The sequence below is a fragment of the Anabaena sp. PCC 7938 genome (assembly GCF_049315035.1).
Lineage (GTDB): Bacteria > Cyanobacteriota > Cyanobacteriia > Cyanobacteriales > Nostocaceae > Anabaena > Anabaena cylindrica.
This window is the reverse complement of sequence record NZ_CP186034.1, coordinates 5,924,763-5,948,700: the sequence shown is the minus strand read 5'-3', so window position 1 is coordinate 5,948,700 and position 23,938 is coordinate 5,924,763. Positions and strand designations below refer to the sequence as shown.

Genomic DNA, 23,938 nt, shown 5'->3' with positions numbered 1-23,938 from the left:
TAAGTTAAGAGTTGTTAGCAAGTCCTTAATAATCAGTCCCCATTAAACCTGCAATTAGACGTATACCAACCATAATATTGGTTGGTTAATCTTTAATAGTGTTACTTTTCTTTATAAAACCTGTAAATGATTGTTGCAAGTTTCTTAGGTAATACTAATCCTAACGCGCCATATCACCAGATGCTCACAATTATAAAAAAAATGCTGCAACTCCGACCAAAACAGGTTTTTACTCCTGACTCCCGACTCCCGACTCCTGACTCCTGACTCCTGACTCCTGACTCCCGACTCCTGACTCCTGACTCCCGACTCCTGACTCCTGACCCCTGCTATATTTCATTTCCCAAACCTTCAACAAAATCAAGTATTCATAGAATGCTTGCAAAGTACACCAAGCTAAACCTGGGTGTCCGTCTAAGCAGCCACCCAGGAAAAAATACATATACACGAAGCGTATCACTGGTCTAGCTGGTACACGCAAAGATAAATCCTTAAGGGCGCGTCGTCTTTCTACTTCCGATTTGCCAAAAAATAAATCTCGCCATTTCACATCGCCATTTTCTAATTGATACAAAGTTTCTTTGGCTTCGTCTGTAGAATAACGGTTATGCTTATCGAGCCAGCGGCTCAAACCTTTGCTAGAAGTGTAATGAGGATAGGTTTCTTTTAAAAAGCTGGTTGCACCGTCACAAACTTCCCGTTCAGTATGGCCATAATCTGTAAACCAAACTTTACCATGACGGAAAAGACGCAATTGATAGCGGGGATATTGGGTACTATAACGAATCCACTGATTCATAAACATCACTCTTTCCGCAACGTAGTAAGCGATGTAATCTGGGTTTTGAGTTGCGGCGACACATTCAGCAAAAAGTTCTGGTGTCATGCGCTCGTCGGCTTCGAGAATGTACACCCACTCATGTTTGGGAAGCACGGATTCTAGCATCCAGGTGCGTTGTTTCCCGTGACTTTCAAAGGGGTGTTGGATGACTCGAATAGGATAACCACTGGAAATTTCTATAGTGCGATCGCTACTACAAGAATCTACAACTATGATGTCATCAGATAACATGGCTGATTCTATACAAGCAGCGATATCTAACTCTTCGTTATATGTGAGTATGTAAATTGAGAACATTTCTGATTTGATAGAGATTTTACTAAATCTATTAATTTAGGAGTTGCTAAATAAATCTAAAACTTAGATATATCAAGAGTTTGAAGGTTAAAAATGTGAAAACATACAGCAGTTTGCGTAGTTAGGAGGTACAAAATCTAAATTGAAACCTATACATAAAGCCAGTTTTACTCCTGACTCCTGACTCCTGCTGTATAAGGGCAGGGAGACCCCCGCCCCCAATTGTATTACATCCAACAGACAACCGCTAATATACTGCTGAATGCTCACGGAGATTAACGCGCTGGAACCTTACGTTTACTACCTTGTAAAGTACCCATACCTTTTAATCCTGTCCAACCAATGATGATATAACCAATAGACAACAACAAACTACTCAAACCAATCCGCAGTCCAGATTTCCAAGCATTATCTTTAGCTTCTTTTTCTGCTGTTTCTTTGCGTTGGCGAATTTCGCTCAGTCTTTGATTAGCAACTTCTCTAGGATCTGTTTGTTGAGCAATAAATTTATCAAGCTCTTGGGGATTGGCTTTAAATTTCTTGAGTAATTCTTTTTGTTCTGCGGGAAGTTGGGGGTTTTCGAGCGCTTGCTTATATCTCTGCTCATCTTTAATTAGTTCACTAAACCTAGTTTTAGCTTGGATTCTCGCTTGCTCTAATTGAGCTTTGGCCTGATCGTTATTAAGTTGGGCTTCAAATTGGGATAATTGGGTGTTAAGTTGGTTTTCAGCTTGTTGGGCTTGTTGGGAGATGTCTTTTACAGTTTGTGTGCTGGCTTGCCGCACATTATTGAGGTGTAGAGGAAAAATCAGCAAAAACATCAATCCTAAGATGCTTGAGAGTATTAAGGATGGAAGTCTTAAATCTATACCTTGTGGGCGATCTTCAGCCCCATCAAACCAATATGCAGCAAATAGCATTCCTAAACCTACTAGCGGCACAATTCCTCGGTCAACTAGGGCTGTTGCCAAGCCAATTTGTGATTGCTTATTAGTGGGACTAAAGCCTAACAACAGGATCAGAAAATCAACGAAAAAAGACAAAATGCAGATTATTCCCACAACCTTGAGTGTGAGTGAAGTATTTGAGGCAGCTACGCGGTTAACCATATTTTTGTAAATTTGTTGTCAATAAAATTGTTTGCCATATTTGACACTCCCCTGGCTAAAGCCGAGGGGATTCTGAAGAAGCCCAAAAACGGACTCTTAAAGGCGTAGTCAAAGCGCCCCTATAGACTCCATCGAGATTTAATCCCAACGTTGTCTTTACTTTTCTTAAAATATTGTTAGCAGTGTGATACAATCCACGCTTTACTCGTTTACCTGATTCTTTCCACGTCACGGGTTTTTCACCATATTTCGGGAGAAAATCATTATCCAAAAACGAAGCCTTGGATGTATAACTTTCCTCAGTTTCTACAAACTCAATCCCGTAATGTTCACATAGTTGAGAAATGCGGTTTTTGAGTTTAGCAGTAGGAATCTGCACAAAGGTCTGATTAGTTTTTGTTCCCAAATTAACTTCTTGTCTTTGTCCTTTATTCCACCCAAAGACTAAAGTTCCAATTCCATGTTTTAAACAATTGTCTATTACCAATCTTGCTGCTTTGTTGACAGCATCATGCATCCGACGATTTCGTTTTTCTGTAATAGCAGCTAATCTTTTAGACCAAAATCCTTGGGGTTTGTTTTGTTTAATAGTGGCAATCTGTTTATTATAAAATTGGTTGACAGATTTTAAATGTCTGCCATCAATAATAAATGAAGTTCCCACGTTAGAAACACAAGTCAACCAATTACCAATTCCTGTATCTATTCCCAGACATCTATCTGGGCTTATTTGTTGCTTCTCTATCTCTGAAGATTGATAAACAAACTCAACATAGAAACAACGATTACGAGGTACTATTCTTAGCTCTTTGATGTCATCACAATTTAAGTTAGATGACATTGGTAGAAGAAAGTTCTTCAAACTAAACCATCTATTGATAGTTGTACCTAATGGTATTTGAATCTGTCCTTCTACTATTTTCAGTGCTTGTTTGGGGTAAGATATTGCTACTAATCCAGATTTTCTATATTTAGGCAATCTTGGTTTATCTTCTAGTTCTCCTTTTCTGTACTTGCTGTTTAAAGCCTTGAATGATTTGAAAGATTCAAATACCGATAACAGAGTTTGTTGTGCAGCTTGAGAATGCAAGGCTTGGTAATGCTTGTTGTTTTTGTATTCATTAATCAAATCAAACTTCTTGATTATCTTCCCTGTTTTGAAGAAGATTTGCCTGGCATAGTAAATACCGCAATTGGTTAATCTGTGAGATTGAGAGCAGATAAATTCTAATATGGTTTTGAGAGATTTATCTGGCTGAATTAGATTTTGCTGGCATTTGTACAGAAATATCACCTCCTGAAGAATAATGTCGTTATTTTAGACAAAGGTGGATTATATGTAAAGAAAGGAGATTGAACTGAGCGGACTTATCTGCCTCACTGTGGGCTTCACCATCCTTTCTATGTGAGTATCCAACTATAAAAAGCTAAGACAGATTATACCGCAGCTGTCAAAATGGGCTTATTTTCATCAGCCCGTAAAGCAGTAAAACCCTGTTGGTGCATGAATTTTTTACTTGATTTACTGGCGCTATTAGGTTTAAAACTATACCACAATAGTAGCTGTTATGGGTGTTGTCACTAAAAAATAATGAGTCTCATCTTTCGACATTTCCGGTCAGGGTTTGTTCCCAAATGGGTAAATCTTCTGGACGGTCTACATCAGCCAGTGTAGGTAAGTATACAGAATATAAATTAAGTTTCTCGGCAATTTCTATAGTTTGTCGGCATACTTGAGCTGTTCCCCACTCGATTTGAAAAAATAGCTCTGGGATTGGTTGCTGCAAACCAATTAAATAATAACCACCATCAATTGCAGGGCCAAGTACAAGTTCAAAAGACTTTAGTTGCTCAAAAGCTGTGGTTAAAATCTGTGCATTCACTCCAGGACAGTCTGTACCAATGATAATGACATATTCTGCACTCTTGTCAAAAGCATCGGCAAGCGATCGCGCCATCCGTTCACCTAAATCGCCTTCACCCTGAGAATTGTAACCCAAATCTAACCCCAACCAATCTTGCATCAGTTGCAAGTTACCTCCCGCAAACCGCACTTCCACAGTTACAGCTGATGTTTTTTGTAATTCTTTTACCTGCTTGATAGTATATTCCGTCATCTGTCTTTGCAGATTCGCAGCACCAACATTACCCAAAGCGGGTATCATCCGGGTTTTTGTTTTCCCTGGTTCTGGGTAGCGGGTAAAAATAATCAGGTGCTGTTTCTCTTTAGTTGGTGATTTCAACACAATATACTGAGTTTATTTAGATATTTAAATATAGCATTTCCTAATCACATGAGGTATATCATAGCCCCCTCCACGAAACAGCGGGGAGGGGGTTGGGGGTGGGGTTTTTGTACCTCATTCAACCAATAACCGCCATACTATCTTAATAACAAAATTTACCATCTTGAGCAGTAGGACGATCTTTTGCCATTCGCATTGCCCCTAAAATAGTAGAAGCTATCACACAACGCTTTGCTGTTCCACCAGACTGAATAAATAAAGTCACTCTTCCTAATTGTTGAAGTTTGACACTACCCGTATAATCAAATTGAATCTGCCGCACATTATTGACAAGATCCAAATTTGTTTCACTATCTAAGCGGACACTAGAATCTAAACTATTCCATAAAGCATTACTGGGGCTAACTGTTGCAGGATGAACAGCCCATTGAACAATACTATTTTGTTCTCTAAAGCTAGCTTGCCACGTCAATTTTTCCTTTCTAGCTTGGTTTTGAGCTTCGCGCATTGCTTGGTAAACTTGACCTTGTGCAACGTTCAGACGGCGAATATTCACAAAGGCTAACCAACTAGGAGCTGCGATCGCTGATAATATGGCAATTACAAACACAACAACTAGATTTTCTAGCAAAGTAAATCCGCTATTAGATTTGTCAAAAGAGTGTTTGCACCTTGTATTCATTTGTCATGGTTATCTATTTTTTATACCTTAAATATATTCACTTGCTTAATTTCATTTAAATATGTAAATTTTATAAAGCAAAGATTAATTTGTTGTACAAAAAATCAAGTGAATATCTCGTCTGACTCAGTAATATTCTAATTCTTCTCACTACAAATAACCATGCTTCCAAAGATAGAAAGGACTCACCAAACTACTTAAAAATAGTTGCATTTCACAAGATGCAACTAAATCACTTTCTAACCTGCCTCTATATTTGATTAGATGTAAACAGACCTTACGCAAATCATTAAGCATATATACCAACGAAAAAATTGGTTTCTTCCAAGGTTGGATATTTACCATGCGAGTCACATAACGGCTTAGTCCAATACCCCTAAAAAATGGAATTAAATATTCTCTTTTTAAACGAAATTCAGGTATTTTATGATAAGTTTCCATTTCCGGGTTATACCAAACTTCCCACCCAGCTTTTTGGATATAATACAACATTTCTAAATCTTCACCGGCCAGCATATTATCAGCTAATCTACCAATTAAAACTGTTGGACTCTGTGCAATGTCCAAACAAGCCTGACGACGGACAACAAGTCCAGCAGAAGGAGGAAGTAATTTTGTCTTAGTTTCATACAGCAAAGGCAAGTCCCCTCGCTCTGTAATTGCTAGAAATGGGGCAATTCTCTCAAAATCTTCTGGTGGTTTTATCTCCCAGTTAGGATGAATTTGACTACCATAAGCACCAGCTTGGGGATATTTTTGAGCAAAACTATGAGCGGATGAAACCCAGTTAGGGGTTGGGTAATTGTCATCATCTAGAAACCCAATCAATTGACCTTTAGCTTCTGCAATTGCCTTTTTTCTAGCATAAGCTGCTCCCTGTTTGGCTTCAAAGTAGTATTTTAAGGGATATGTACATGGCCAATTTTTTTGATAGCTTTTAACAATTTTAGCTGTATTATCTGTACTGTTGTTATCAACAACAATAATTTCCCAAGAGATATTCTTTGTATTAATTTGACTTCTTAGTTTTTCTAGTAGCTCAGGTAAACGATGTTCACCGTTGTAAGTAGGGATAGCTACGGTAAAATCAATGCAATTATTCATTGCTTTTCAAGTTATATTTTTACTGAGAGCAGTTTTTTACGGGAATATAAGAATTCCCAAAACAGTTACTCAAGTATCAATTTTGCTACTTTTAGGACTCCTTTAGATATAGTTTTTTCACTGAAATCATCTAATTTATTAATACCAACAAATTTAAGTACAACTAGTGTCTTTTGCTGTTCGCATTCCCCCAATCAGGGTTTCTAAGATAGCACAGCGTCTCAAATTACCAGCCTGATTAGTTCCTGCTGTGGGTATGGCTACCATTACTTTTAAAGGTATGTCAGCATCATTACCATCAGATTTACGTGCTAAAGCACCCATATAATCAAAAGTAATTGTGCCACTTCCAGTTGTAGTCAGAACTATATTGCCACTACTAGATTTAGTATTCACACCGGTCATATTGCTATAAAGTAAAACCTTACTTTTTGCCAAATCACTTGCTAAACTATTCCAACCCGAACTAGGTAAAGTGGTACCCTGATAAATAACGTACTCAGCAATATTACTGGTACTATTGACTCTAAAACTGGCACTATAGTTCAATTTGCTATTTTTAGCTGATGTCTGAGCTTGCTGTAAAGCTGATAAAACACCCTCGTAAGCTTTATTTAATCGTTGTCGGTTGACAAATCCCTGCCAACTAGGGGCTACTATTGCCGATAAAACGCCTATCATCAATATAACTACAAGTAGTTCTATTAAGGTAAAGCCAGCCTTCTGATCAGTGTATCCAGATTTTAAATTTCTCAGATCTCTGTTAGTATTATTACGGTTGTGAGTCCATAATTTGACAAGAAAATTTTCTATTCCATAATCAGCAGCCATTTTTTAATCCTCCACTTTTCAGCATTATTTATACAAGTACCCCTGCCCTTGAACTCTGATGTTTGCAGTAGGGAAATAAGTTTTTTGTCCATCACTATATGCAATATTATTTCCCTGAGTATTAATACGAGCGCGAGCATTACCACGTATAAATACTTCTGACGTTGTATTAAGTATATCAATGCAAGCATAAAAACCAGTCATGCTCGTTGGTGCTACTTTTGACCAGGTGATGTCAGCACTTGCCGAGTTAGCACAATTTGCAGCAGGCGCACCAGTTGTGGTTTGATCAATATAGTCTACAAGTACTAAAGTATCAGCAGTATAAGTAGTTGAGACTTTTTTTGTCCACGCATTCATACTTTCGGTAATGGTTCCTTGTTGACTGAGATCAAAGGATTCAAAACCTGTACTAGGACAATATTTATTAGTGTTGCCAGTGGGTCCTTTAACATACCTAGAAGTATATCCAGTACAAAGTATGCTATCACTATCACTTGTACTAGTAGTGACTACACCATCCCTAATTTGCCATCTACCAATACGAGCGGCTTTAGACCAAGTTGTGTCATTATTTTTAATCAAGTAGTAGGCAACTAATGAATAAACAAAAGTATCATCTTTGTCAGTGCTTCCTGAATTAGCGATTACATCTTCGATTAATTCTCGTTTCCAAAAGACAAGAACAGGAGTTCTATCAGTTGCTACAGGTATTTGCGGTCCGCTATTTGCTGTGCTAGTAAGAGCATCAATACCATCTGCATCATAGATATAGATGGCTTGCTTTAAGTCACGACCAATGTAATCTAGTCCGGCTTGAATTTCTTGCTCAGAATTGGTTTTGGCTTGCTCCTGTTGATCTGTGTTCATAACACTGATCATAAATCCTATTAAGGGCGTGATGATCAGAAATGCCATTACCATACCGATCAACAATTCAATCAGGGTAAAACCACTAGCTTGCTGAATGACTTTTGAGGATTTTAGCTGGTTCCTGAGTAGAAATTTTAGTGTATTCATCATCATGTGGTCTTTCCTTTACTGAATAGATGCACGCCTTACACGCTTTATCTTGTTCTAATCTTTTATTGACAGGTTCTGCCAGGTGCAGCACCTAGACGCTGACATAAAGCCTGAAAGGAAGTAAAACGAGTGCTAACATCAGTAGTCATTTCTACTAATGGGGCTTGTTTGTTACCTAGTCCACCTGTCACTGTTGAGGCTTGATTTTTAGTATTGCCTTGGCTGACTAATACAGGGTTGCTAGAATTTCCAAACTCCACATCTCCCCTATACACCCGGATTGCCAACCGATAACCGTCATTTAGTCCAGTAGATTGAACAATTCGTCCAGCTTGGACAAAAAAGTTGATGTTGTTAATATCCAAACAATCTGTTGATATGTTACTGATCACATTGATCACATTATCTTTCCTCAAGCAATAGAGACCAGTTGCTGAGGTGGGAGCAGGCATTTTTGTCGTGTTAACTAAGTAGTCACCTGGCGTGGCAGTAATATTTCTGGGTGAGCCTGTTGTAGGAGTAGAGAGGGTAGAAACTACGACTGGAGTTGTAATTGAGCCGGTTCTGACACCATCAATAAATGTTTTGGCAGCGTGAGATGCTAATTCTATCCGTCGCGCTTGAACACGAGTAGCGGTTGATAGAACAATAACTGGTGCGATCGCAGCTAGTAGGATGCTAACTACAACTATCGCTACCAACGACTCAATAATGGTAAAACCAGAATTGCGATCAGGATGACTTGTTTGCTGTTGTTTACGTTTAATCATTGTTTATCACCAGCTTCTAAGTTTTAGGGGCAAGTACCACGTTGATCGTCATCTATAGCATTAGGTGTATTCGTTTCGGTTGTTTTAGCACACAACAAAGTTTGCACCCAGATGTCATCTCGACCAACTTCTCGGACATACTCATCTGGCTTATCAGGTGGTATAGTCACCAATTTTTGGGCAAATAAATCAGGTGATTGAGACAGCAGCCCTACATCATAACCCCACTGCCTCTCAGGAGGAAGATAGAAGGAACCTCTACCACCGTTAATCCCGATTTGATACAGAAGACTATTATCTGCACCTTCTAGAGAAGTAGTAAATGATGCAGTGGCATAAGCACTTTTTTTAAGCTGCATGAAAGAACCATTAATTCTTGCTTTAACGTTACTTGCCGCTGGGTTCCAGTGTTCTAAAAAGCGGGTAAAGTTATGCAGCCCACCATTATCTTCAGTAGGACGAGCAGGAGTATCTCCAGCAGCCATAATGACATTAAAAGTAGTTTCTGTAGCTACTTGCAACCAATTACTGTTACTGTTAGTACCCACATCAGCTGTACTTGCACTTGCAGGAGTATCAAAAGGGTCATTTACTTGTAAAACTGGCAGCAATCGGGGATGGCTGTCCTTAGTTGCAGTCAGAGTTTCGTTAGCCAGTAACAACTTAGTGTTAACTGGGTCGCTGTTGTTGTTATTATCTGCCTTTTGGGTAGTGCTTGTGGTTGTCTTAAACCATAAAGCATTAGGATTAGTCTGAGGATAAGTAGTACGGGTATAGGGAAACTCTTCTACATTATCTGAAATGATACCCAAGGGTGTAGGACGGTTACTGCCATCAAGAACTAAATCTCCATTGAATGAGTCTGTACTACTAACACGTTTGAAAGCGACTCGACGGGGATAGCGTTTAAGTGGATCAGTAGGAGCAAAAACAGTCGCAGTCGTACCAGCATTTAGTGAGGATTCAGGTACAGTACCATTAGTTAGAAGTACATTAGAAGTTGTATCTCCAGTTGGTTTCCATAAGCGAATATTATTAGCTGAGTTTGGTGCATCGTAGTTAACATACCAATCTTCAGGTCCACATTTTGAAACAGGCAATTTCGGACATATTTCCATCAAATACTCATTGAAGGTTGCCCGTCGTTGAATTGGTGTGACAAAGTTGTTGACGTAAGTACTACCTTGAAACGCGTTTGGAGTAGTAACCGTAGATTCCAAGTCTTTGGGATACCCCCTTAGAGTTGCGCCAGTGTTATACCAACTAGCATTTGTGGCGAAGGTGTTAGCAAAAAAGCCAACTTTTTTCAATGCTGTGATAGATTCGCTATCTCCCAAGTTATTGTTTAAGTCATAGTCTCCCTCATCGCGGAAACCCAACCTAAAGTTATTAGAAAGTGCAGTAATAGCATCTGCCAAAATAGAAGCAGGTCGCCACTTGTCACCAGTTGTACAATTCGGTAGCCTTAAATCATTGGGACGACAGGCAAAATTAGGATTACGGGTACTTTTAGCGCGAGTATAGAAATTGCCCCAATCATCAGTTAGGTCAGTGGTAAATTCTTGTTCGTCGTGTAGATTAAAATCACCCTTGAGATATACAGGCAAATCTGTAGTTAAAATTAACCCTTTCTCTTCATCTCGATAATCCTCTTCACGCCAAATTTCTGAACCATTTAAAAGCATAATCCCATTAGGACGGCGAGTAGGGTCAAGCTTATAGTCCACCGTACTTTCGGATTTTTTCGCCGTTGCATCTGGTAAATCTGAACTTGCATCTATGAGGGCATCATTGCGAGCAGCATATATAATACCGCTATTTGGCAATAAGTATTCCTGTGATGGAGTTGTACCACCGATTGCAGTTGTGCGAAGCTGACCTATATTTAAAACAGTGGCGCGAATTTCCAGGGGTTGTCTGTCTCTGATGGGCAGATCATAATCTGCTGCATCTGGTACTGCTGCTACAACATTAGCTGGTACTCCTAGAGGACAATCACCAGTCGCTAGAGGACAAAAACCATCCGCATTAGTGAAAGTTTCTACACCGAGAGTTACATCATTATGAACTGCCTTAACCTGTCTCGCATCTAGAAATGCTACTTCTTGAATTGCACCGTGAGGAATTGGTAAGGGCGTAGAACGGTGCTGGAATACTACCATCGAAAATCTGTAGGGCGCAAATTTCTGCATCTATAGCAGATTGCTCGGCAATGGTGCGATTTGCAGCTGTTTTTGCTAGAGCAGTTTGGAGTGGTTCATTCACCCAACGGCCATTTGGATATTTTAATTGGGCTTGGTAATCGAGTACGTCCTGATAGTCGCTTACGGCTTTATTAGGCGCACCATAAACTATGCCGTTGTGGGAATTACCGTTATTTGTATTAATGGTAGTATTGTAAGGCTGAGTGGTAAGGCGGTCAACAGGAGATACATCAGCTAAACCCGATTTATTTCTGGCTAAATTTTCGCTAGTTGGATCATAATAGCTACTGACACAAGCTATGGGGATTGGAGTATCCTCATTGTAACCAGTGGATTTGTAATGATAAACCGCTGTAGCCCGCATTCGCAGATATGGTGTCAGTGCGTTTGGTAGTATAATGTTTGGATCGACTGTACTACTTGGTGATGTCGCTGTGCTAGAAGCGACTGGCATCATATCAGACCAGATATTTATAGTCCCAGTTTTAGCTACTGCATAAGTGGTGTCAGTCCCGTCATTTTTGCCTGTTGTAGTGTAACCTTCAGGCAAATAAATTCCTGCACCTGTGATGACTCTCAAACCACCAATAGGATCTTGTGGGTTATCTGGTACTGTAGCGGCGGCTTGCTCCCAAATTCCATCTCTATCTGTAGATCCTACATCAGCGAGTGTTTCTACAAGAGAGCGACGAGTTCTAGGTACTGTAGGAGTAGTAGGATTATCCCAGTTAATACCAGAAATTGATTGAGTATCAGCGGCATTTGGTCCCACAAATACTCCTCCTTTAATCCAGAGTTGAGGCAAATTATTACCAACAGCAATTCTATCGCCTAAGAATTGTTCTTTTCCACCATAGGTTGTTTGTAACCGCGTTGGTTCAGTTGCACTAGGATAAAGCTTGGTAGAAGTATTCGGTCTGAGTGTCAGTCCCGTGTAGCCAGTACCTACTTTACCATTAACAGGATTGTTAGGAAAGCTCCAAGTATTTATTGGGCGTAGTGTATCACCACTACCTGTAAGTGGAGTTGTTGTGGCATATGTACCTAGAGCATTGCCACCAAAAGCCACTTCTCTGTAAGGAACACGGCGGGTACGTTTTTGAAAGTACAACTGTAATTGTTCTGTACGAAATCTTGCTTCTTCCTCTGTGGTGTAACTATCTAACCCAAGATCATCCTTTGTCTTTTGAATACCTTCTTTAACCTCTGTTGGATCAGTATTTTCATTGTTAGCTATCTGAGCCTCTACTAAGCGGTTGATACGCTGCACATAGGCTAGACTGTTGTAAGTTATGAGTGATGGGTTGTCTGTGACTGTTTTGTGGTCTTTGATTTGAGAGGTAGAGACATCACCAGTGCCGTTAAATAAATGAACTACGGCTCCATTATTTAAATCACTTGTACTTATAAATCTACCAATACCTATATTGCCCCCAACTATGACCTTGGCGTTGTCAGGCTCGTAGAAACAGGAATCTTTGCTACTAATTTGATACAATGTAATAGTTGCACCATCGGAACCCACCAGTAAGTTGCTATTAGTAAAAACCCGTCCATTCAACTTGAAGTCTGCACCTGGAGTCAGTTCTAAATCATCTTCATAAAGAACAGCATTATTAATTACAGGGAGCTGCACCCTGTCTTGTTGATACTCTACGGCAGAAAAGCCTTTATTACCTTTGAAAACCTCATAATTGGTTGAAGTAGCAGTTGGGATAGTAGTTGTAGTGGTAATAGGGACTGTGGCAGTGTATACAAAAAAAGCTTTTTTCAACCTGCTACCGAACTTAAACCAACCATTAATACCTACTAAAGTTGCACTTGTCCCAAAGGTATCTTCGCAGCCTGCACCCCCATTATTAGAAGCCATAGGTTGAGTTCTCGATTCCAATGGATTTCTGGAACGAGTGTATTGATTGCCGCTTAAAGGGGGATTTCTAAGGTAAATACCATATAGAGTGTAACTGTCGAATCTCCCGTTATTATCGGTATCAACGGGAAATCTCCATGCTGTAAGTGACTCATTTGCACCAGAAACTAGCCTCAGTTTGGTTTCATCGCCAAACGTGTATTCATTTATATTATTCGCCAATGTTTCGTATAATACAGAATCTGCTGGCGTAGCTCTTGGTAGTCGTTTATCTTCAAATAGCTTGTTGATTTTAGCTCTGGCTCGATCAATTGCCGGTGTAGCAGCATTAATTACAGCCTCATTCACGCGGACATTGCTAGCATTTTTAGCTCGGTCAAATGACCGAAACATAATAGCAACGGTCAGTAAAACAACTACTATAGACACCATTGCCACTGTGGGCAATATAAAACCAGCATTGGACGTTTCTCGGTTTCTGGTAGTTCTAAAAGTAGTCCGAAGTAAGTGAATTAATTGCTTTTTTGCCGCTCTTAAAAACTTCCGGCTATTTTTTTTTGATATTCTTAGCATTGCCTGGACTGAATGACGTTTCTGAGACATAGCTGCTTTCCCTGCTAAGTAATTTGGTACTTATCTTTAATGTTTTTTGGATATTGAGAAAATTGGGCTAAAACTCTATTTTGTAGTCAAGATTTAAACTTTATATTCATCTAATAAATACTGCATTTTGGCGGTGCTAATTGCAAATCAAGCAACTATGCAACTAAATACAATTTACGCAAGAAGGTATAACTTGGTTATAACACTGTTGTAATCTTTGCTTTCATCTGGAAAATACTGAAATTATTAACATTAATTTAGTTATGGTATGCTAGGTCATAGCATATTGTTAAGTGATTTCACTTAGAATCATGGAATTGTAGTCAAACTTTATGAAGTTTCTATTAACAGTGCAAGTTTATACTACCCAGCTTTTATAAAAAAAATATCACTTATGTGCAAAAATATGCAAAGTAATTAAAAACCTCCCCAGAGAGGAGGTGATTGAGCGAAAATTTTCCCACTCTGGTAAATACCCAGCAGGGATGCAGGTTTAGTAGTGGTTCAGGTTGATACCAGCTTCTTTAGCCATTACTTCTATACCTTTTTGGTCTAAAGTTTTGATGGCTTTGGTAGACATTTTTAGTTTTACCCAGCGATTACCACCAGCCCACCAAACGCGCTTGCTTTGTAGGTTAGCTTGTTGCAGACGCTTGGTGCGACGGTGAGAGTGGGAAACGGCCATCGCATTATTAGCCTTTTTTCCAGTTAGTTGACAACGACGGGACATGACAAATATCTCCAGATTACGTATTTGAGTACAGCCTTTCTATTTTAGGCGCTTTACAGCAAAAATTTGGGTTTGGGATTTGCTATTGCAAAAAGGCAGAAGGAAAGAAGGCTTATTCTCTAAGATTTTGAACTTTTTTTAAATTTTGGCAGAGCTTAGGTTATATTCTTGCTTAAACTTAAACAAAAGTATAGAAGCGGCATGATTAGCGAGGGAATATCTAGGGAAGTGCGATCGCTCAATTAATATCCCCGTCACAAGATACAATTATTGGTTAATCTACTAATTCTTTCATCAACTGTTTAGCAGTCTGCACAGATACTTGCCAGTTTAATCGAGATTGATATTGCTCAAAAGATGAATACGCTAGTTGTTGGTACTCACTATAATTTGTCATCAATCTAATTATATAGTCGGAGTATTCGGAAATATCGGCGTTAAGAGAAAATGTTTTACCATTGAAGTTATCTCTAACCACAGTTGGAATACCACCAATATTACTTGCTAAAGAGGGTAAACCAAAAGAACTTGCTTCACAAAATACATGACCAAATGCTTCTGCTCTAGAAGGCAAAATTAAAAAATGTGATTCAGCTAATAATCTATTAATTGTTTCTGTACCTTCTGTTTTATATTTATCGACAAACCCGATAACTTTCACAAATTCTGGTAGAGGTTCATTGATTTCTGGTTGACATCCCACTACAATTAATTCAGTCTTTAATCCTGCTTCATTTAACTCTTTCGCTACTTGAAAAGCTGTATTTCCGCCTTTCCTTAACCAGTCAATACCCATGAAAAGTAATTTGCATTTATTCTCTTCTCTAGATCCTACAATTACTCGGATATCTTCCCAGGTTCTATCACATTCTAAATTAGCTCCATAGGGAACTACTTTGATTTTAGATGCAGGAATATCATAAGTCTGCATAGCATCTTCAGCAGCCCATTTTGAAGTGTATATAATTAACTGACATCGGTTAAGAGCTTCTGCCTCCATAGTATAGATATTTTTAATATTCTCATCACATAAATTTTCCATATGTCGATAGAAATTTATGAGAGAACTCAGAGTTGCATCAGTCCACAAAACCAGTGGTTGATGACAATTAAGATAAGCAATTGGGACTATATTTTCTGGACATAAAACTATATTTGTATCTAACAATTTTAATTTTTTTTCAATTTGATGGGCATAATTTTTAACAACTATTGGTTCTGCCCAACGATAATATTTTTTGTGGAATATATAATTATATAAGCTCCATTTTGCTCTGGTTAATAGGGAAAATTTTTTACTAAGTGGGCTAATATAATCTATGTAAGTAGATTCATCTGTAAGATTTTTAGCTATGTAATATTCAGCCGCACAACGCCCTTGCAGATGTTTTGTCCAAGAGCTTTTATTTAAAAAATCATCTACCGCCACATACGCTATTTTCATATTCATAATTTACTTATTTTTATTAACTATCTCATGCAACAAAATTTAATGCCAGATTGTAATCCCTTAGTTGTGATTTCCATTTAACTTGAAGACTCTGTGGCTGGGACATTAGTTTTTATATAACCAAAAAATGTACTAATATTAGAGAGTTTAGGAAATTTATTCAGTAATAACATTGCTTGTTGAGGAGGTAGTAGAGTCATGATCATTAGTTTTAATAAAGCTTTATAGATAATTGGTTTCTGTAAGAGAGTAGTGTCATTTATAAGGGTTAGCCATAAAATTCGAGTTGCTTGAATGCTGTTTTGTTTTCCTGGTGAAACTGTCAGGGCTTTGTAGCTGAGGTATTTATATAGATTAGCAATTCTGTAAGGCTTTAGATATTGTAAAGATAGAGGAGCAGTTGCAAACTCTTTTTCAATAATTCGTAAGTTAGATATTTCTAGTCCTAAAATATTAGAAGATTTTGAGTTGCTAGATATACGATAAAAAATCTGTACTTGAGGAACAAAAATAAAATGATATTGTGCGGCTAACCGTAACCACATATCCGTATCTTCAGCATTAGTAAGTGTTTCATCAAAACCACCTACTTTGTCGAAAGCAAAAGAGCGAATCATTGCATTAGAACCACTACCAATAAAATCATCTAATAATAGCTTTGCATAAACATCACCTTGCCAAGTAGAATGACTGCATGGACGTAGTAATTTACCTAGTTCGTCAATCGCATCAGTCCAACTGTACACAACAGTTGCTTGGGAATTTTCTTGTAGCACCCTATATTGTGCTTCAAGTTTATCTGATGTCCAAATATCATCTGCATCTAAAAAAGTAATTAACTCACCACAAGCGTGTTTTAAACCACGATTTCGATTAACTGCTGCATTTGCTTTTGGATAGTTATATATTTTTATTCTTTGATCTTGGATACTGGAAACTATCTCCAATGTGCTATCAATGGAATCTGAATTAATAACAATAATTTCAAAGTTATAATGTGCTTGTTTTAAAACAGATTCTATAGTTGGTTTGATAGTTTTTCCCCCATTATAAACAGGGATGATTACAGAAATTAGTTCCATAGTAATTAATTACTGAATTTTTGAAAGAATCTTCTAACTTTTAAAGTCTCTAAATAAAAAGGACTAATCATAGTGCTTCTTAATCGCTCCATTTCGCAAGCAGTAAGAATATCACTATTGATCAGGTTATGGTAACGAATATAATATAATATAAATTTAAATAAATCATTAGTAAAATAAGCAAAAAACGCAAGAGGTCTTTGCCAACTTGGTAAGATTAACATTCGTAAATGATGACGAGCTAAACCAACTGCTTGCAAAAGAGAAATTAGATAATTTCGTTCTAACCGTGATGCTGGAATCAGATGCTCTATTTGCATTGCTGGATTATACCAAATTTCCCAACCAGCTTTTTGGATATAACATAATGCTTCAGCATCTTCACTACCTAACATTGATGAGCCAACTCTACCAATAAAAAAAGGTTTTTTGGGAACGTTATCTTGCCATGCTTGACGACGAACGACTAACCCCGCACTTGGGGGAAATCCCTGTTTTCGAGGTTGAAATATATGTGGTTTTTCACCTCTTTCTGTAATTGCTAAATAGAATATTATTGACTGAATATTTTCTGGTGGATTCACTTCAAAATTACCACTAATTCTGCTGGCTATAGCTCCAGCTTGCGGATTATTTACAGTAAATTTGTAAGCTTCTATAATCCAATTTGGTGCAGGTAAATTATCATCATCTAAGAAACAAATAATTTCACTTTGTGCTTCTTGAATAGCTTTAGCTCTAGCAAAGGCAGCACCTTGTTGAATTTCCGATAAATACTTTAACACATATGGATGATTCCAGTTGGCTTGGTATTCCTGAATCAGCTTTGCTGTACCATCTGTACTATTATTATCAACGATGATAACTTCCCATTTGAGGTTTTCTAATCCCTGTTGGCTTTGCAAATGATCTATAACTTTGGGTAAACGGCTTTCCCCGTTATAGGTTGGTATGGCAACAGTTAAATCAAGAGACATTATTAAAAACTGAGTTTTTTTGTAAAATTAAGAAATAATGATATGGATTGCTAGGGTCGATAAATTCGCGTTTTACAGTTAGACCAGCTTTGGCAACAGAATTTAAAAACCGCTGTTTGGGATATCCTTTTAGCCCAATTTCCCAATAGTGTTGGTTACATAAAGGTATTTTAGTCCAAAACTTAGGCACATTAATGAATAAATGTCTTGGCCTGTTTAAAAAAGAAGGTTTTACCTGTAGTGCTAGATATTCAGTATTATAAGGAATAGAGATCAGCAAGAATTTTTTGGTCGCCACTGCGAGTTTTTGCAATGCCAATTCTGATTGCTCATAGGGAAGATGTTCTAGAACCTGAAACAGGATAATTACATCAAATGTATCTTGCGGTAGTGTAAAGTCTTGCGTAAGATCCAAAATAATGTCTGGGTTGAGGCGAGGATCAACATCAGCGGTAGTGACGTTATAGTCATTCCTCTTCAGAATGTCTGTGAACAGAGAGTTAAAAATTCCAATCTCTAGGACATTTTTTACCTGCTTGCCGAGTGAGAATAATAAACGTAACTGGTTGTAGTAACTAATAAATCTATTTTTAGAAAAGTATTCTGAATTTTTAAGATTTAAAGAGGTGATTAATTCCATAGTGTCTACTTGCCTCAAATAATAAAATTTTTCTACTCCTAGTGAGCTATGTACAGCGGACTATTTGCTATGATTTACACTTCTAATGACACTTCCAACAATTTTATAGTAAGAGTACAGATACGGGTACTTAATACGGTTGAAAAATTCGGGGCGAAGTGACTTCTTAAACCTTCCATAACTCTATTACGCATCATATCATATTTGGAATCATCACCAGATACATCCATAAGATAGGAGTTACGTACTAGACAAATTTCATATATAGCAATTTCCAAGCTCATGAAATACACCCCACCCGCGCTGTCGCGCACCCTCCCCTTAGCAAGGGGAGGGTTGGGGAGGGGTAATTTTGTATCTTACTAGAGTGGGAAAGGCTATATTATGAAGGAAATCGCCTAGTTGTCGGCTTTTGGAATCGCATATTAGTACGGTATGCGCCAGATAGAGAAAATCTGTTAGATGCTCAATTATCGGGTCTGACGCACCCTACCAGAGATAAAATCATGAGCATATTTTACACTTAGATATGGATCAGCGACTCAAAAAACTGCTAATTGGTGATTTTACCTGGAAACGGATGCTCAAATCTTTAATTTTGATCTACGTTTTGTTTGCCGTCTATGTATATTTTCGGGCAGATAATATGATTTTTCTGCCTCAACCGTCTAGCTATGAAGATACAAAAGACATTATCAAGCTGAAGACGAGGGAAAAACAGCAAATTTCAGCAGTATATTTACCAAATAATCAAGCTAAATACACAATTCTTTACGCTCATGGGAATGCGGAAGATTTGGGAGATATCAAAGGAACATTAAAAAAATTACGCGATTTAGGTTTCAACATCTTTGCTTATGATTATCGCGGTTATGGTACGAGTGAAGGAACACCTACAGAAAATCATGCTTATCAAGATATTGAAACTGCTTACAATTATTTAATTGAGGATTTAAAGATTAAACCAGAGAAAATTATTGTTTTTGGGCGTTCAGTTGGGGGTGGTTCAGCAGTAGATTTAGCAGTACGAAAACCTGTAGCGGGTTTAATTCTTGAAAGTGCTTTTACTTCTGCTTTTCGGTTTGTTGTGCCTTTCCCAGTTTTACCTTTTGATAAGTTTACCAATTTGGATAAAATCAAAAAAGTAAAATCTCCTGTGTTGGTGATACATGGTAAATCAGATGAAATTATTCCTTTTACTCATGGTGAAAAATTATTTGCTGCTGTCAATTCACCTAAACTTTATTTGTGGGTAGAAACAGCAAATCATAATAATGTGATTTCGGTAGCAGGAGAGAATTATGGGAAGAGTTTGCGCGAGTTTACTGATTTGATTTTGAAAAATTAGACATTATTTTCAATTACATAGCTAAAGCCAGGAAATTCCCATTTTAAAAAATAATTACTCCCCCTAATTCTTGCATCATCTCTTCTAGCAATTTTTCCATCATATCCTCTCTTGATGAGCGTAAACTTGGGGGACCTGCAAGAAATTCTTTAATGGTAATTTTCTGCTCTCTAAAGTCTTTAATAAAATCACGAATATCCACAATAATATTAATTTGAGAGTCTAAAGTTTCTAACATTAAATCAACAGAATTAATTCCTTGTTTTGCAGCTTTGCGAGAATCAGAAACCATTGATCCTTCCGGTGTATTTTTAGCTAAACGTAGTTCTTGTTTTAATTTCTCATATTGAGTTTTAAGAATTTCATTCTGTTGTTCTAAATTTTTACATCTGCGAGTTAAGTCATCTTCACTATTGCTATCAATAGATTCTCCTAATTGATGCTGACGTTCAATTTCTAAAAGTCTGGCTAAGTCTCCTTCTTGGTAGGCTTTATTGATTTCTTTCATAATTTCTGTATGAGACTTATGGGTTTCACTGTCTTGTACTTTATCTGGATGAAAGATTTCTGCTAATTTCAAAAATGTCTGCCGAACTTTTCTTGATTCTTCTGTTCTGCTTGCAGAAGTAGACTCTGATTCATTTCGTGATTCCCAATATTGATGACGATTTTGATTATGTTCATCATCATTTTCTGAATTTTCAAACAATTCATCTAGTTCTGTATCATTATCTTCTTCTTGGGCAGATTTGGTGCTGATTATCCCGGACATCTGAAGATTTAAATAAAGTCCTTCTATATTTTTTTGGGTTTGTTTACCAAATTTTCTAGTAGTAAAAATTTCCTTGAAAAGGGCATGAATTTCCTGGTCGAGGTCTGCCATTTTTTTGAAGCATGGGGTGGCTTGATGAAATACCTCGGTGGCTAAAGAACGCATTTGTTCAACAAAGTTATTTAGTTCTGTTCGCTTTCTCTTAATCTGTTTGAGTAGTGATTGATGTTCTTTTTCTAATCCTTCTAAATGGATATGTAGTTCAGACAATGCAAGTAGGGGTACTTGGTTGGTAGGAGATGCAGACTTGGTTTTTCTAGCCATGAGAGATGTCAGTAAGTTGAAAGTTTACAAGATTACGGCGAGTGGACAGGATAAATTATGATTATTAGTGAATTGATATTTTTACTTTACTGTTTTTGGAATGGGCAATTGTGTTAATTGAATTTAATTTATACTAATGGTTTATTTTATCTCTTGGGATGCTATTTTAGCAAAGGAAGGCAGAGCCTTCTAGAATTCATTCCCATACAGAGTATGGGAACGATAAAGGATGAATTAGAGTAAGTATTCAGGATAGAGAATACAAATGTCAGGAGAATAAAGCTTTTTTAGTCAACTTTGATGATTTTGATAAAATCTCTCTTCTCCCTCTTCTTCATTTCATAAGCATTCTGACTCCTGACTCCTGACTCCTGACTCCTGACTCCTGACTCCTGACTCCTAACTCCTGAATTCTTACGAATTAGATAGAATTGCTCAACTGTGATTCTGATATCCAAGCACCGTGGAAACCATAGGGTACTCGTTGGGGAATAATGACTCTTGTAACAGGTTCGCTGGTGACATCTTGAGCATTTATTACTATTAATTCGGAAGTTTCTGAATTTTGATCATAAACAAAGGTTATAAGCCAGCCATCATCTTCTGTAGTGGCATGAAGACGGGGCGCAAATACTGCTTCACCGCCATAGCGTCCTTGTCCAAATTCATGGGTTTGAGATTTGCCATTACTGAAATTGTATTTAATTACCCCTTCAAATAAAGGTACAGGACTGTTGGCCATTTTTCCAGCGTAGCCATATTGGGTTTTTCTTCCTAAAGCATTTTCGTTAATGCGAGGAAATTCGGCTGGTACATCGTCTAGCATTTCTTCTTTGACCGTGCCTGTGCTGAGGTTAAAGCGCCAACTGTGTAGTAGGGGTATGTCTGCTGTGGGATCTGTTGGTTGACTTATTAAGACGTTTGTGGAACTCATACGACAAGCGATAAGTACTACTTCTTCACCATCTTCGTAGGCGTTGAGGGTGTGAAAGATGAAGCAGGAGGGAGTTTCAAACCAGCGGATGTTGCTGTTATTTCCGTGACGTGGGACAATGCCAAAACGACTGGGGCGATCGCTCTCAAACATCATCATCGGTTCTCCCTTTTGCATTCGTTCTGGGCTGAATGTCAAAGGTAAATCCATGAAGATAGTGTAATTTTCAGTTATGGCAAAATCATGCATCATGACTCCCATTGGTATGTCAATGGGGACGGTTCGCAATAACTCTCCTTCGGCTGAAACTACTCCATATTGTAAGTATGGTGGAGCAAATGAGTAACCAAAGAACATCATTTCCCCTGTCACTGGGTCTACTTTAGGGTGAGCAGTAAAAGGAGAAACGAGTTGATTATTGTAAGTGTATTCACTAATGGTTTCTAGTTTAGGAAGTTGGATATTATGCGGCGCACCTCCTTCCCACACTGCTAAAAATTGTCCGGCGTGCCATACTAACGCAGTATTAGCTGTATTTTTCCCTGGCCCGTGGGGGTTATCCATTTGAGGTGGTTCTAACATTCCACTCCAGACAGCTTTACCCGCTTCATGTTCAATATTCCAGCCTCTGGTGCGGACGTAGCGATTGCAATAAATGGCTTTACCATTGCTGATTTGCACGCCATGTAACATTCCATCACCGTCAAACCAGTGATACTGTCCTATGGGTGAATGTTGGGGGTTAGGGCCATTGCGGACAAACATCCCGGAGAGGTCGGAGGGTAATTCACCGATAACTTTTAGGCTGTCTGTGGTAATTTCTTGGCGAACTGGGGCAAAATTGCCATCAAGATAAGGATTTACTGCGGTTACTACCATTGTTAATATTGAGTTTTATAACGGTACTTTCTTTAATATACATTGAGCAAAGTAGGCAATGCTTACGGGGTGCTGGATGCTACCCCAAAGGCATCGCTCTTTTTACTGGACATTAATACAGTTATCCTCTGAATATTGAGACTGCTACATTTAACCTCAGTGAGAATATACCGTGAGCCTAACTCTTTATCTACTCCGTCATGGACAAACAGAATCTAGTCGCATGAATGCCTATTGCGGTGCAATAGACTCAGAACTAACTGCTGACGGCATAGAAATGGCAAATGCTTTTGCAGCTGCTTACAGTTCTACACACTGGAAGGCAGTTTTTTCTAGTCCCATGCGACGAACCATAGCGACAGCAAAACCTTTATGTACAGCTATAGGAGTGCAACCAGAACTGCGAGATGGTTTGAAGGAAATTAACTATGGTCAATGGGAAGGTAAAACCCCAGAAATCATCAGCCGTGAATATCATGATGATTATATCCGTTGGTCGGCCGACCCGGCTTGGTATGCTCCCACTGGTGGCGAGTTAGCGGTAACAATTGCTTCTCGCGCTATGCAAGTAATTGAAGAAATTAAGCATCTTTACAACGATGGTAATGTTTTAGTTGTTGCTCATAAGGCAACTATCAGAATCATTCTCTGTAGTTTATTAGGAATTGATGTGGGTCGCTTTCGTTATCGTTGGGGGTGTCCAGTCGGGTCTTTAAGTATTGTCCAGTTTACGGATCATGGGCCAATGTTACAGGCTTTGGCTGACCGGACTCATTTAGATGATAGATTGCGGAATTTACCAGGAAGTTAACAGTTATAGTCATTCTTGCTTGAATGCAATACAATCGGGGGTTGGGAAACCCATTGGTGTCAACTTAACCTCAAAGCCTTGTAAAAACTGGGTGTCATTCCTCTTATCTTCTCGTTCCCATACTCTGTATGGGAATGAATTTTAGAAGGCTCTGCCTTCATGAAAGTAGAGGCAGAGCCTCTCTTGATAGCATTCCCAGTCAAAGACTGGGAACGAGATAAATGAGATAAAACTTAAAAGTTCAGTAGTTGAACAAAATTTCTCGTTCCCATACTCTGTATGGGAATGAATTTTAGAAGGCTCTGCCTTCCATGAAAGCAGAGGCAGAGCCTCTCTTGATATCATTCCCAATTAAAAACTGGGAACGAGATAAATTATTTAAATTAATTTCTGTCTAGGGAAATATTATCT

20 protein-coding genes are annotated in these 23,938 nt (G+C 38.2%); 2 read left to right on the top strand and 18 right to left on the bottom strand.

All coding sequences use genetic code 11. The features are described 5' to 3' along the window. Window positions 1-229: 229 nt before the first annotated feature. The 16 genes from ACOWPH_RS26505 to ACOWPH_RS26430 all read right to left on the bottom strand — a co-directional run bounded on the left by ACOWPH_RS26505 (window position 230) and on the right by ACOWPH_RS26430 (window position 18,459). Window positions 230-1,138 carry a glycosyltransferase family 2 protein gene (locus tag ACOWPH_RS26505; RefSeq protein ID WP_015213099.1) on the bottom strand — a complete coding sequence of 303 codons (909 nt, stop codon included), beginning with the start codon at window positions 1,136-1,138 and terminating at the stop codon, window positions 230-232. 275 nt (window positions 1,139-1,413) lie between these two features. Continuing rightward, window positions 1,414-2,247, bottom strand: a complete 834-nt coding sequence (locus ACOWPH_RS26500) for a hormogonium polysaccharide biosynthesis protein HpsJ (RefSeq protein ID WP_015213098.1) — start codon at window positions 2,245-2,247, stop codon at window positions 1,414-1,416. A 55-nt stretch (window positions 2,248-2,302) separates the two neighbouring features. Further along, window positions 2,303-3,541 carry an RNA-guided endonuclease InsQ/TnpB family protein gene (locus ACOWPH_RS26495; protein ID WP_015213097.1) on the bottom strand — a complete coding sequence of 413 codons (1,239 nt, stop codon included), beginning with the start codon at window positions 3,539-3,541 and terminating at the stop codon, window positions 2,303-2,305. Between the two features lie 304 nt (window positions 3,542-3,845). After that, window positions 3,846-4,493, bottom strand: a complete 648-nt coding sequence (locus ACOWPH_RS26490; protein WP_015213096.1) for a TIGR04282 family arsenosugar biosynthesis glycosyltransferase — start codon at window positions 4,491-4,493, stop codon at window positions 3,846-3,848. 142 nt (window positions 4,494-4,635) lie between these two features. Next, window positions 4,636-5,175 (bottom strand): pilus assembly FimT family protein, encoded by a 540-nt coding sequence (locus ACOWPH_RS26485; RefSeq protein WP_015213095.1) that lies wholly within the window; start codon window positions 5,173-5,175, stop codon window positions 4,636-4,638. 150 nt (window positions 5,176-5,325) lie between these two features. Continuing rightward, window positions 5,326-6,279: a hormogonium polysaccharide biosynthesis glycosyltransferase HpsE gene (hpsE, locus tag ACOWPH_RS26480; protein ID WP_015213094.1), complete on the bottom strand. Its 954-nt coding sequence runs from the start codon at window positions 6,277-6,279 to the stop codon at window positions 5,326-5,328. Window positions 6,280-6,432: 153 nt separating this feature from the next. After that, on the bottom strand, window positions 6,433-7,110 hold the full coding sequence (locus ACOWPH_RS26475) for a prepilin-type N-terminal cleavage/methylation domain-containing protein (protein WP_015213093.1): 678 nt from the start codon (window positions 7,108-7,110) through the stop codon (window positions 6,433-6,435). Between the two features lie 24 nt (window positions 7,111-7,134). Next, complete coding sequence (hpsC, locus tag ACOWPH_RS26470) at window positions 7,135-8,130, bottom strand: hormogonium polysaccharide secretion pseudopilin HpsC (RefSeq protein WP_042464576.1); 996 nt, start codon at window positions 8,128-8,130, stop codon at window positions 7,135-7,137. A 65-nt stretch (window positions 8,131-8,195) separates the two neighbouring features. Next, entirely contained in the window at window positions 8,196-8,903 is a 708-nt protein-coding gene (gene hpsB / locus ACOWPH_RS26465) for a hormogonium polysaccharide secretion pseudopilin HpsB (protein ID WP_015213091.1), read from the bottom strand. A 23-nt stretch (window positions 8,904-8,926) separates the two neighbouring features. Further along, a complete protein-coding gene (gene hpsA / locus ACOWPH_RS26460) occupies window positions 8,927-11,065 on the bottom strand; it encodes a hormogonium polysaccharide biosynthesis protein HpsA (RefSeq protein WP_422665636.1) in 2,139 nt (712 codons plus the stop codon). Continuing rightward, window positions 10,977-13,580: a hormogonium polysaccharide biosynthesis protein HpsA gene (gene hpsA, locus ACOWPH_RS26455; protein WP_422665635.1), complete on the bottom strand. Its 2,604-nt coding sequence runs from the start codon at window positions 13,578-13,580 to the stop codon at window positions 10,977-10,979. The genes hpsA (ACOWPH_RS26460) and hpsA (ACOWPH_RS26455) overlap by 89 nt, the downstream gene beginning before the upstream one ends. 493 nt (window positions 13,581-14,073) lie before the next feature. Further along, the gene (rpmB, locus tag ACOWPH_RS26450; RefSeq protein ID WP_015213089.1) at window positions 14,074-14,310 is read right to left on the bottom strand and encodes a 50S ribosomal protein L28; all 237 of its coding nucleotides are present in this window, start codon (window positions 14,308-14,310) and stop codon (window positions 14,074-14,076) included. Window positions 14,311-14,584: 274 nt separating this feature from the next. Continuing rightward, complete coding sequence (locus tag ACOWPH_RS26445; RefSeq protein ID WP_015213088.1) at window positions 14,585-15,754, bottom strand: glycosyltransferase family 4 protein; 1,170 nt, start codon at window positions 15,752-15,754, stop codon at window positions 14,585-14,587. A gap of 83 nt (window positions 15,755-15,837) precedes the next feature. After that, window positions 15,838-16,842: a glycosyltransferase gene (locus ACOWPH_RS26440; protein ID WP_015213087.1), complete on the bottom strand. Its 1,005-nt coding sequence runs from the start codon at window positions 16,840-16,842 to the stop codon at window positions 15,838-15,840. 5 nt (window positions 16,843-16,847) lie between these two features. After that, entirely contained in the window at window positions 16,848-17,819 is a 972-nt protein-coding gene (gene hpsE / locus ACOWPH_RS26435) for a hormogonium polysaccharide biosynthesis glycosyltransferase HpsE (protein WP_015213086.1), read from the bottom strand. Beyond that, window positions 17,809-18,459, bottom strand: coding sequence for a class I SAM-dependent methyltransferase (locus ACOWPH_RS26430; protein ID WP_015213085.1), 651 nt, complete (start codon window positions 18,457-18,459; stop codon window positions 17,809-17,811). Before ACOWPH_RS26430 ends, hpsE (ACOWPH_RS26435) begins: the two co-directional genes overlap by 11 nt. A gap of 529 nt (window positions 18,460-18,988) precedes the next feature. Here ACOWPH_RS26430 and ACOWPH_RS26425 point away from each other — a divergent pair. Further along, window positions 18,989-19,807 carry an alpha/beta hydrolase gene (locus tag ACOWPH_RS26425; RefSeq protein WP_015213084.1) on the top strand — a complete coding sequence of 273 codons (819 nt, stop codon included), beginning with the start codon at window positions 18,989-18,991 and terminating at the stop codon, window positions 19,805-19,807. A gap of 43 nt (window positions 19,808-19,850) precedes the next feature. Here the strand turns inward: ACOWPH_RS26425 and ACOWPH_RS26420 are convergent, their stop codons facing one another. Both ACOWPH_RS26420 and ACOWPH_RS26415 read right to left on the bottom strand, forming a co-directional pair. Next, complete coding sequence (locus ACOWPH_RS26420; protein WP_015213083.1) at window positions 19,851-20,903, bottom strand: J domain-containing protein; 1,053 nt, start codon at window positions 20,901-20,903, stop codon at window positions 19,851-19,853. A gap of 421 nt (window positions 20,904-21,324) precedes the next feature. Then, window positions 21,325-22,716, bottom strand: coding sequence for a carotenoid oxygenase family protein (locus tag ACOWPH_RS26415; RefSeq protein ID WP_015213082.1), 1,392 nt, complete (start codon window positions 22,714-22,716; stop codon window positions 21,325-21,327). A 172-nt stretch (window positions 22,717-22,888) separates the two neighbouring features. Between ACOWPH_RS26415 and ACOWPH_RS26410 the strand changes: the two genes are divergently transcribed. Beyond that, window positions 22,889-23,527 carry a histidine phosphatase family protein gene (locus ACOWPH_RS26410; RefSeq protein WP_015213081.1) on the top strand — a complete coding sequence of 213 codons (639 nt, stop codon included), beginning with the start codon at window positions 22,889-22,891 and terminating at the stop codon, window positions 23,525-23,527. Window positions 23,528-23,938 lie beyond the last annotated feature (411 nt).

What these genes read in the sequence shown, in the direction of transcription:
- ACOWPH_RS26430 (WP_015213085.1), bottom strand. Translation starts at nt 18,459, where the DNA reads ATGGAATTAATCACCTCTTTAAATCTTAAAAATTCAGAATACTTTTCT.
- rpmB (WP_015213089.1), bottom strand. Translation starts at nt 14,310, where the DNA reads ATGTCCCGTCGTTGTCAACTAACTGGAAAAAAGGCTAATAATGCGATG.
- hpsB (WP_015213091.1), bottom strand. Translation starts at nt 8,903, where the DNA reads ATGATTAAACGTAAACAACAGCAAACAAGTCATCCTGATCGCAATTCT.
- ACOWPH_RS26475 (WP_015213093.1), bottom strand. Translation starts at nt 7,110, where the DNA reads ATGGCTGCTGATTATGGAATAGAAAATTTTCTTGTCAAATTATGGACT.
- ACOWPH_RS26445 (WP_015213088.1), bottom strand. Translation starts at nt 15,754, where the DNA reads ATGAAAATAGCGTATGTGGCGGTAGATGATTTTTTAAATAAAAGCTCT.
- ACOWPH_RS26440 (WP_015213087.1), bottom strand. Translation starts at nt 16,842, where the DNA reads ATGGAACTAATTTCTGTAATCATCCCTGTTTATAATGGGGGAAAAACT.
- hpsC (WP_042464576.1), bottom strand. Translation starts at nt 8,130, where the DNA reads ATGAATACACTAAAATTTCTACTCAGGAACCAGCTAAAATCCTCAAAA.
- ACOWPH_RS26425 (WP_015213084.1), top strand. Translation starts at nt 18,989, where the DNA reads ATGGATCAGCGACTCAAAAAACTGCTAATTGGTGATTTTACCTGGAAA.
- hpsE (WP_015213094.1), bottom strand. Translation starts at nt 6,279, where the DNA reads ATGAATAATTGCATTGATTTTACCGTAGCTATCCCTACTTACAACGGT.
- hpsA (WP_422665635.1), bottom strand. Translation starts at nt 13,580, where the DNA reads ATGTCTCAGAAACGTCATTCAGTCCAGGCAATGCTAAGAATATCAAAA.
- ACOWPH_RS26420 (WP_015213083.1), bottom strand. Translation starts at nt 20,903, where the DNA reads ATGGCTAGAAAAACCAAGTCTGCATCTCCTACCAACCAAGTACCCCTA.
- ACOWPH_RS26485 (WP_015213095.1), bottom strand. Translation starts at nt 5,175, where the DNA reads ATGAATACAAGGTGCAAACACTCTTTTGACAAATCTAATAGCGGATTT.
- ACOWPH_RS26505 (WP_015213099.1), bottom strand. Translation starts at nt 1,138, where the DNA reads ATGTTCTCAATTTACATACTCACATATAACGAAGAGTTAGATATCGCT.
- hpsE (WP_015213086.1), bottom strand. Translation starts at nt 17,819, where the DNA reads ATGTCTCTTGATTTAACTGTTGCCATACCAACCTATAACGGGGAAAGC.
- ACOWPH_RS26415 (WP_015213082.1), bottom strand. Translation starts at nt 22,716, where the DNA reads ATGGTAGTAACCGCAGTAAATCCTTATCTTGATGGCAATTTTGCCCCA.
- hpsA (WP_422665636.1), bottom strand. Translation starts at nt 11,065, where the DNA reads ATGGTAGTATTCCAGCACCGTTCTACGCCCTTACCAATTCCTCACGGT.
- ACOWPH_RS26500 (WP_015213098.1), bottom strand. Translation starts at nt 2,247, where the DNA reads ATGGTTAACCGCGTAGCTGCCTCAAATACTTCACTCACACTCAAGGTT.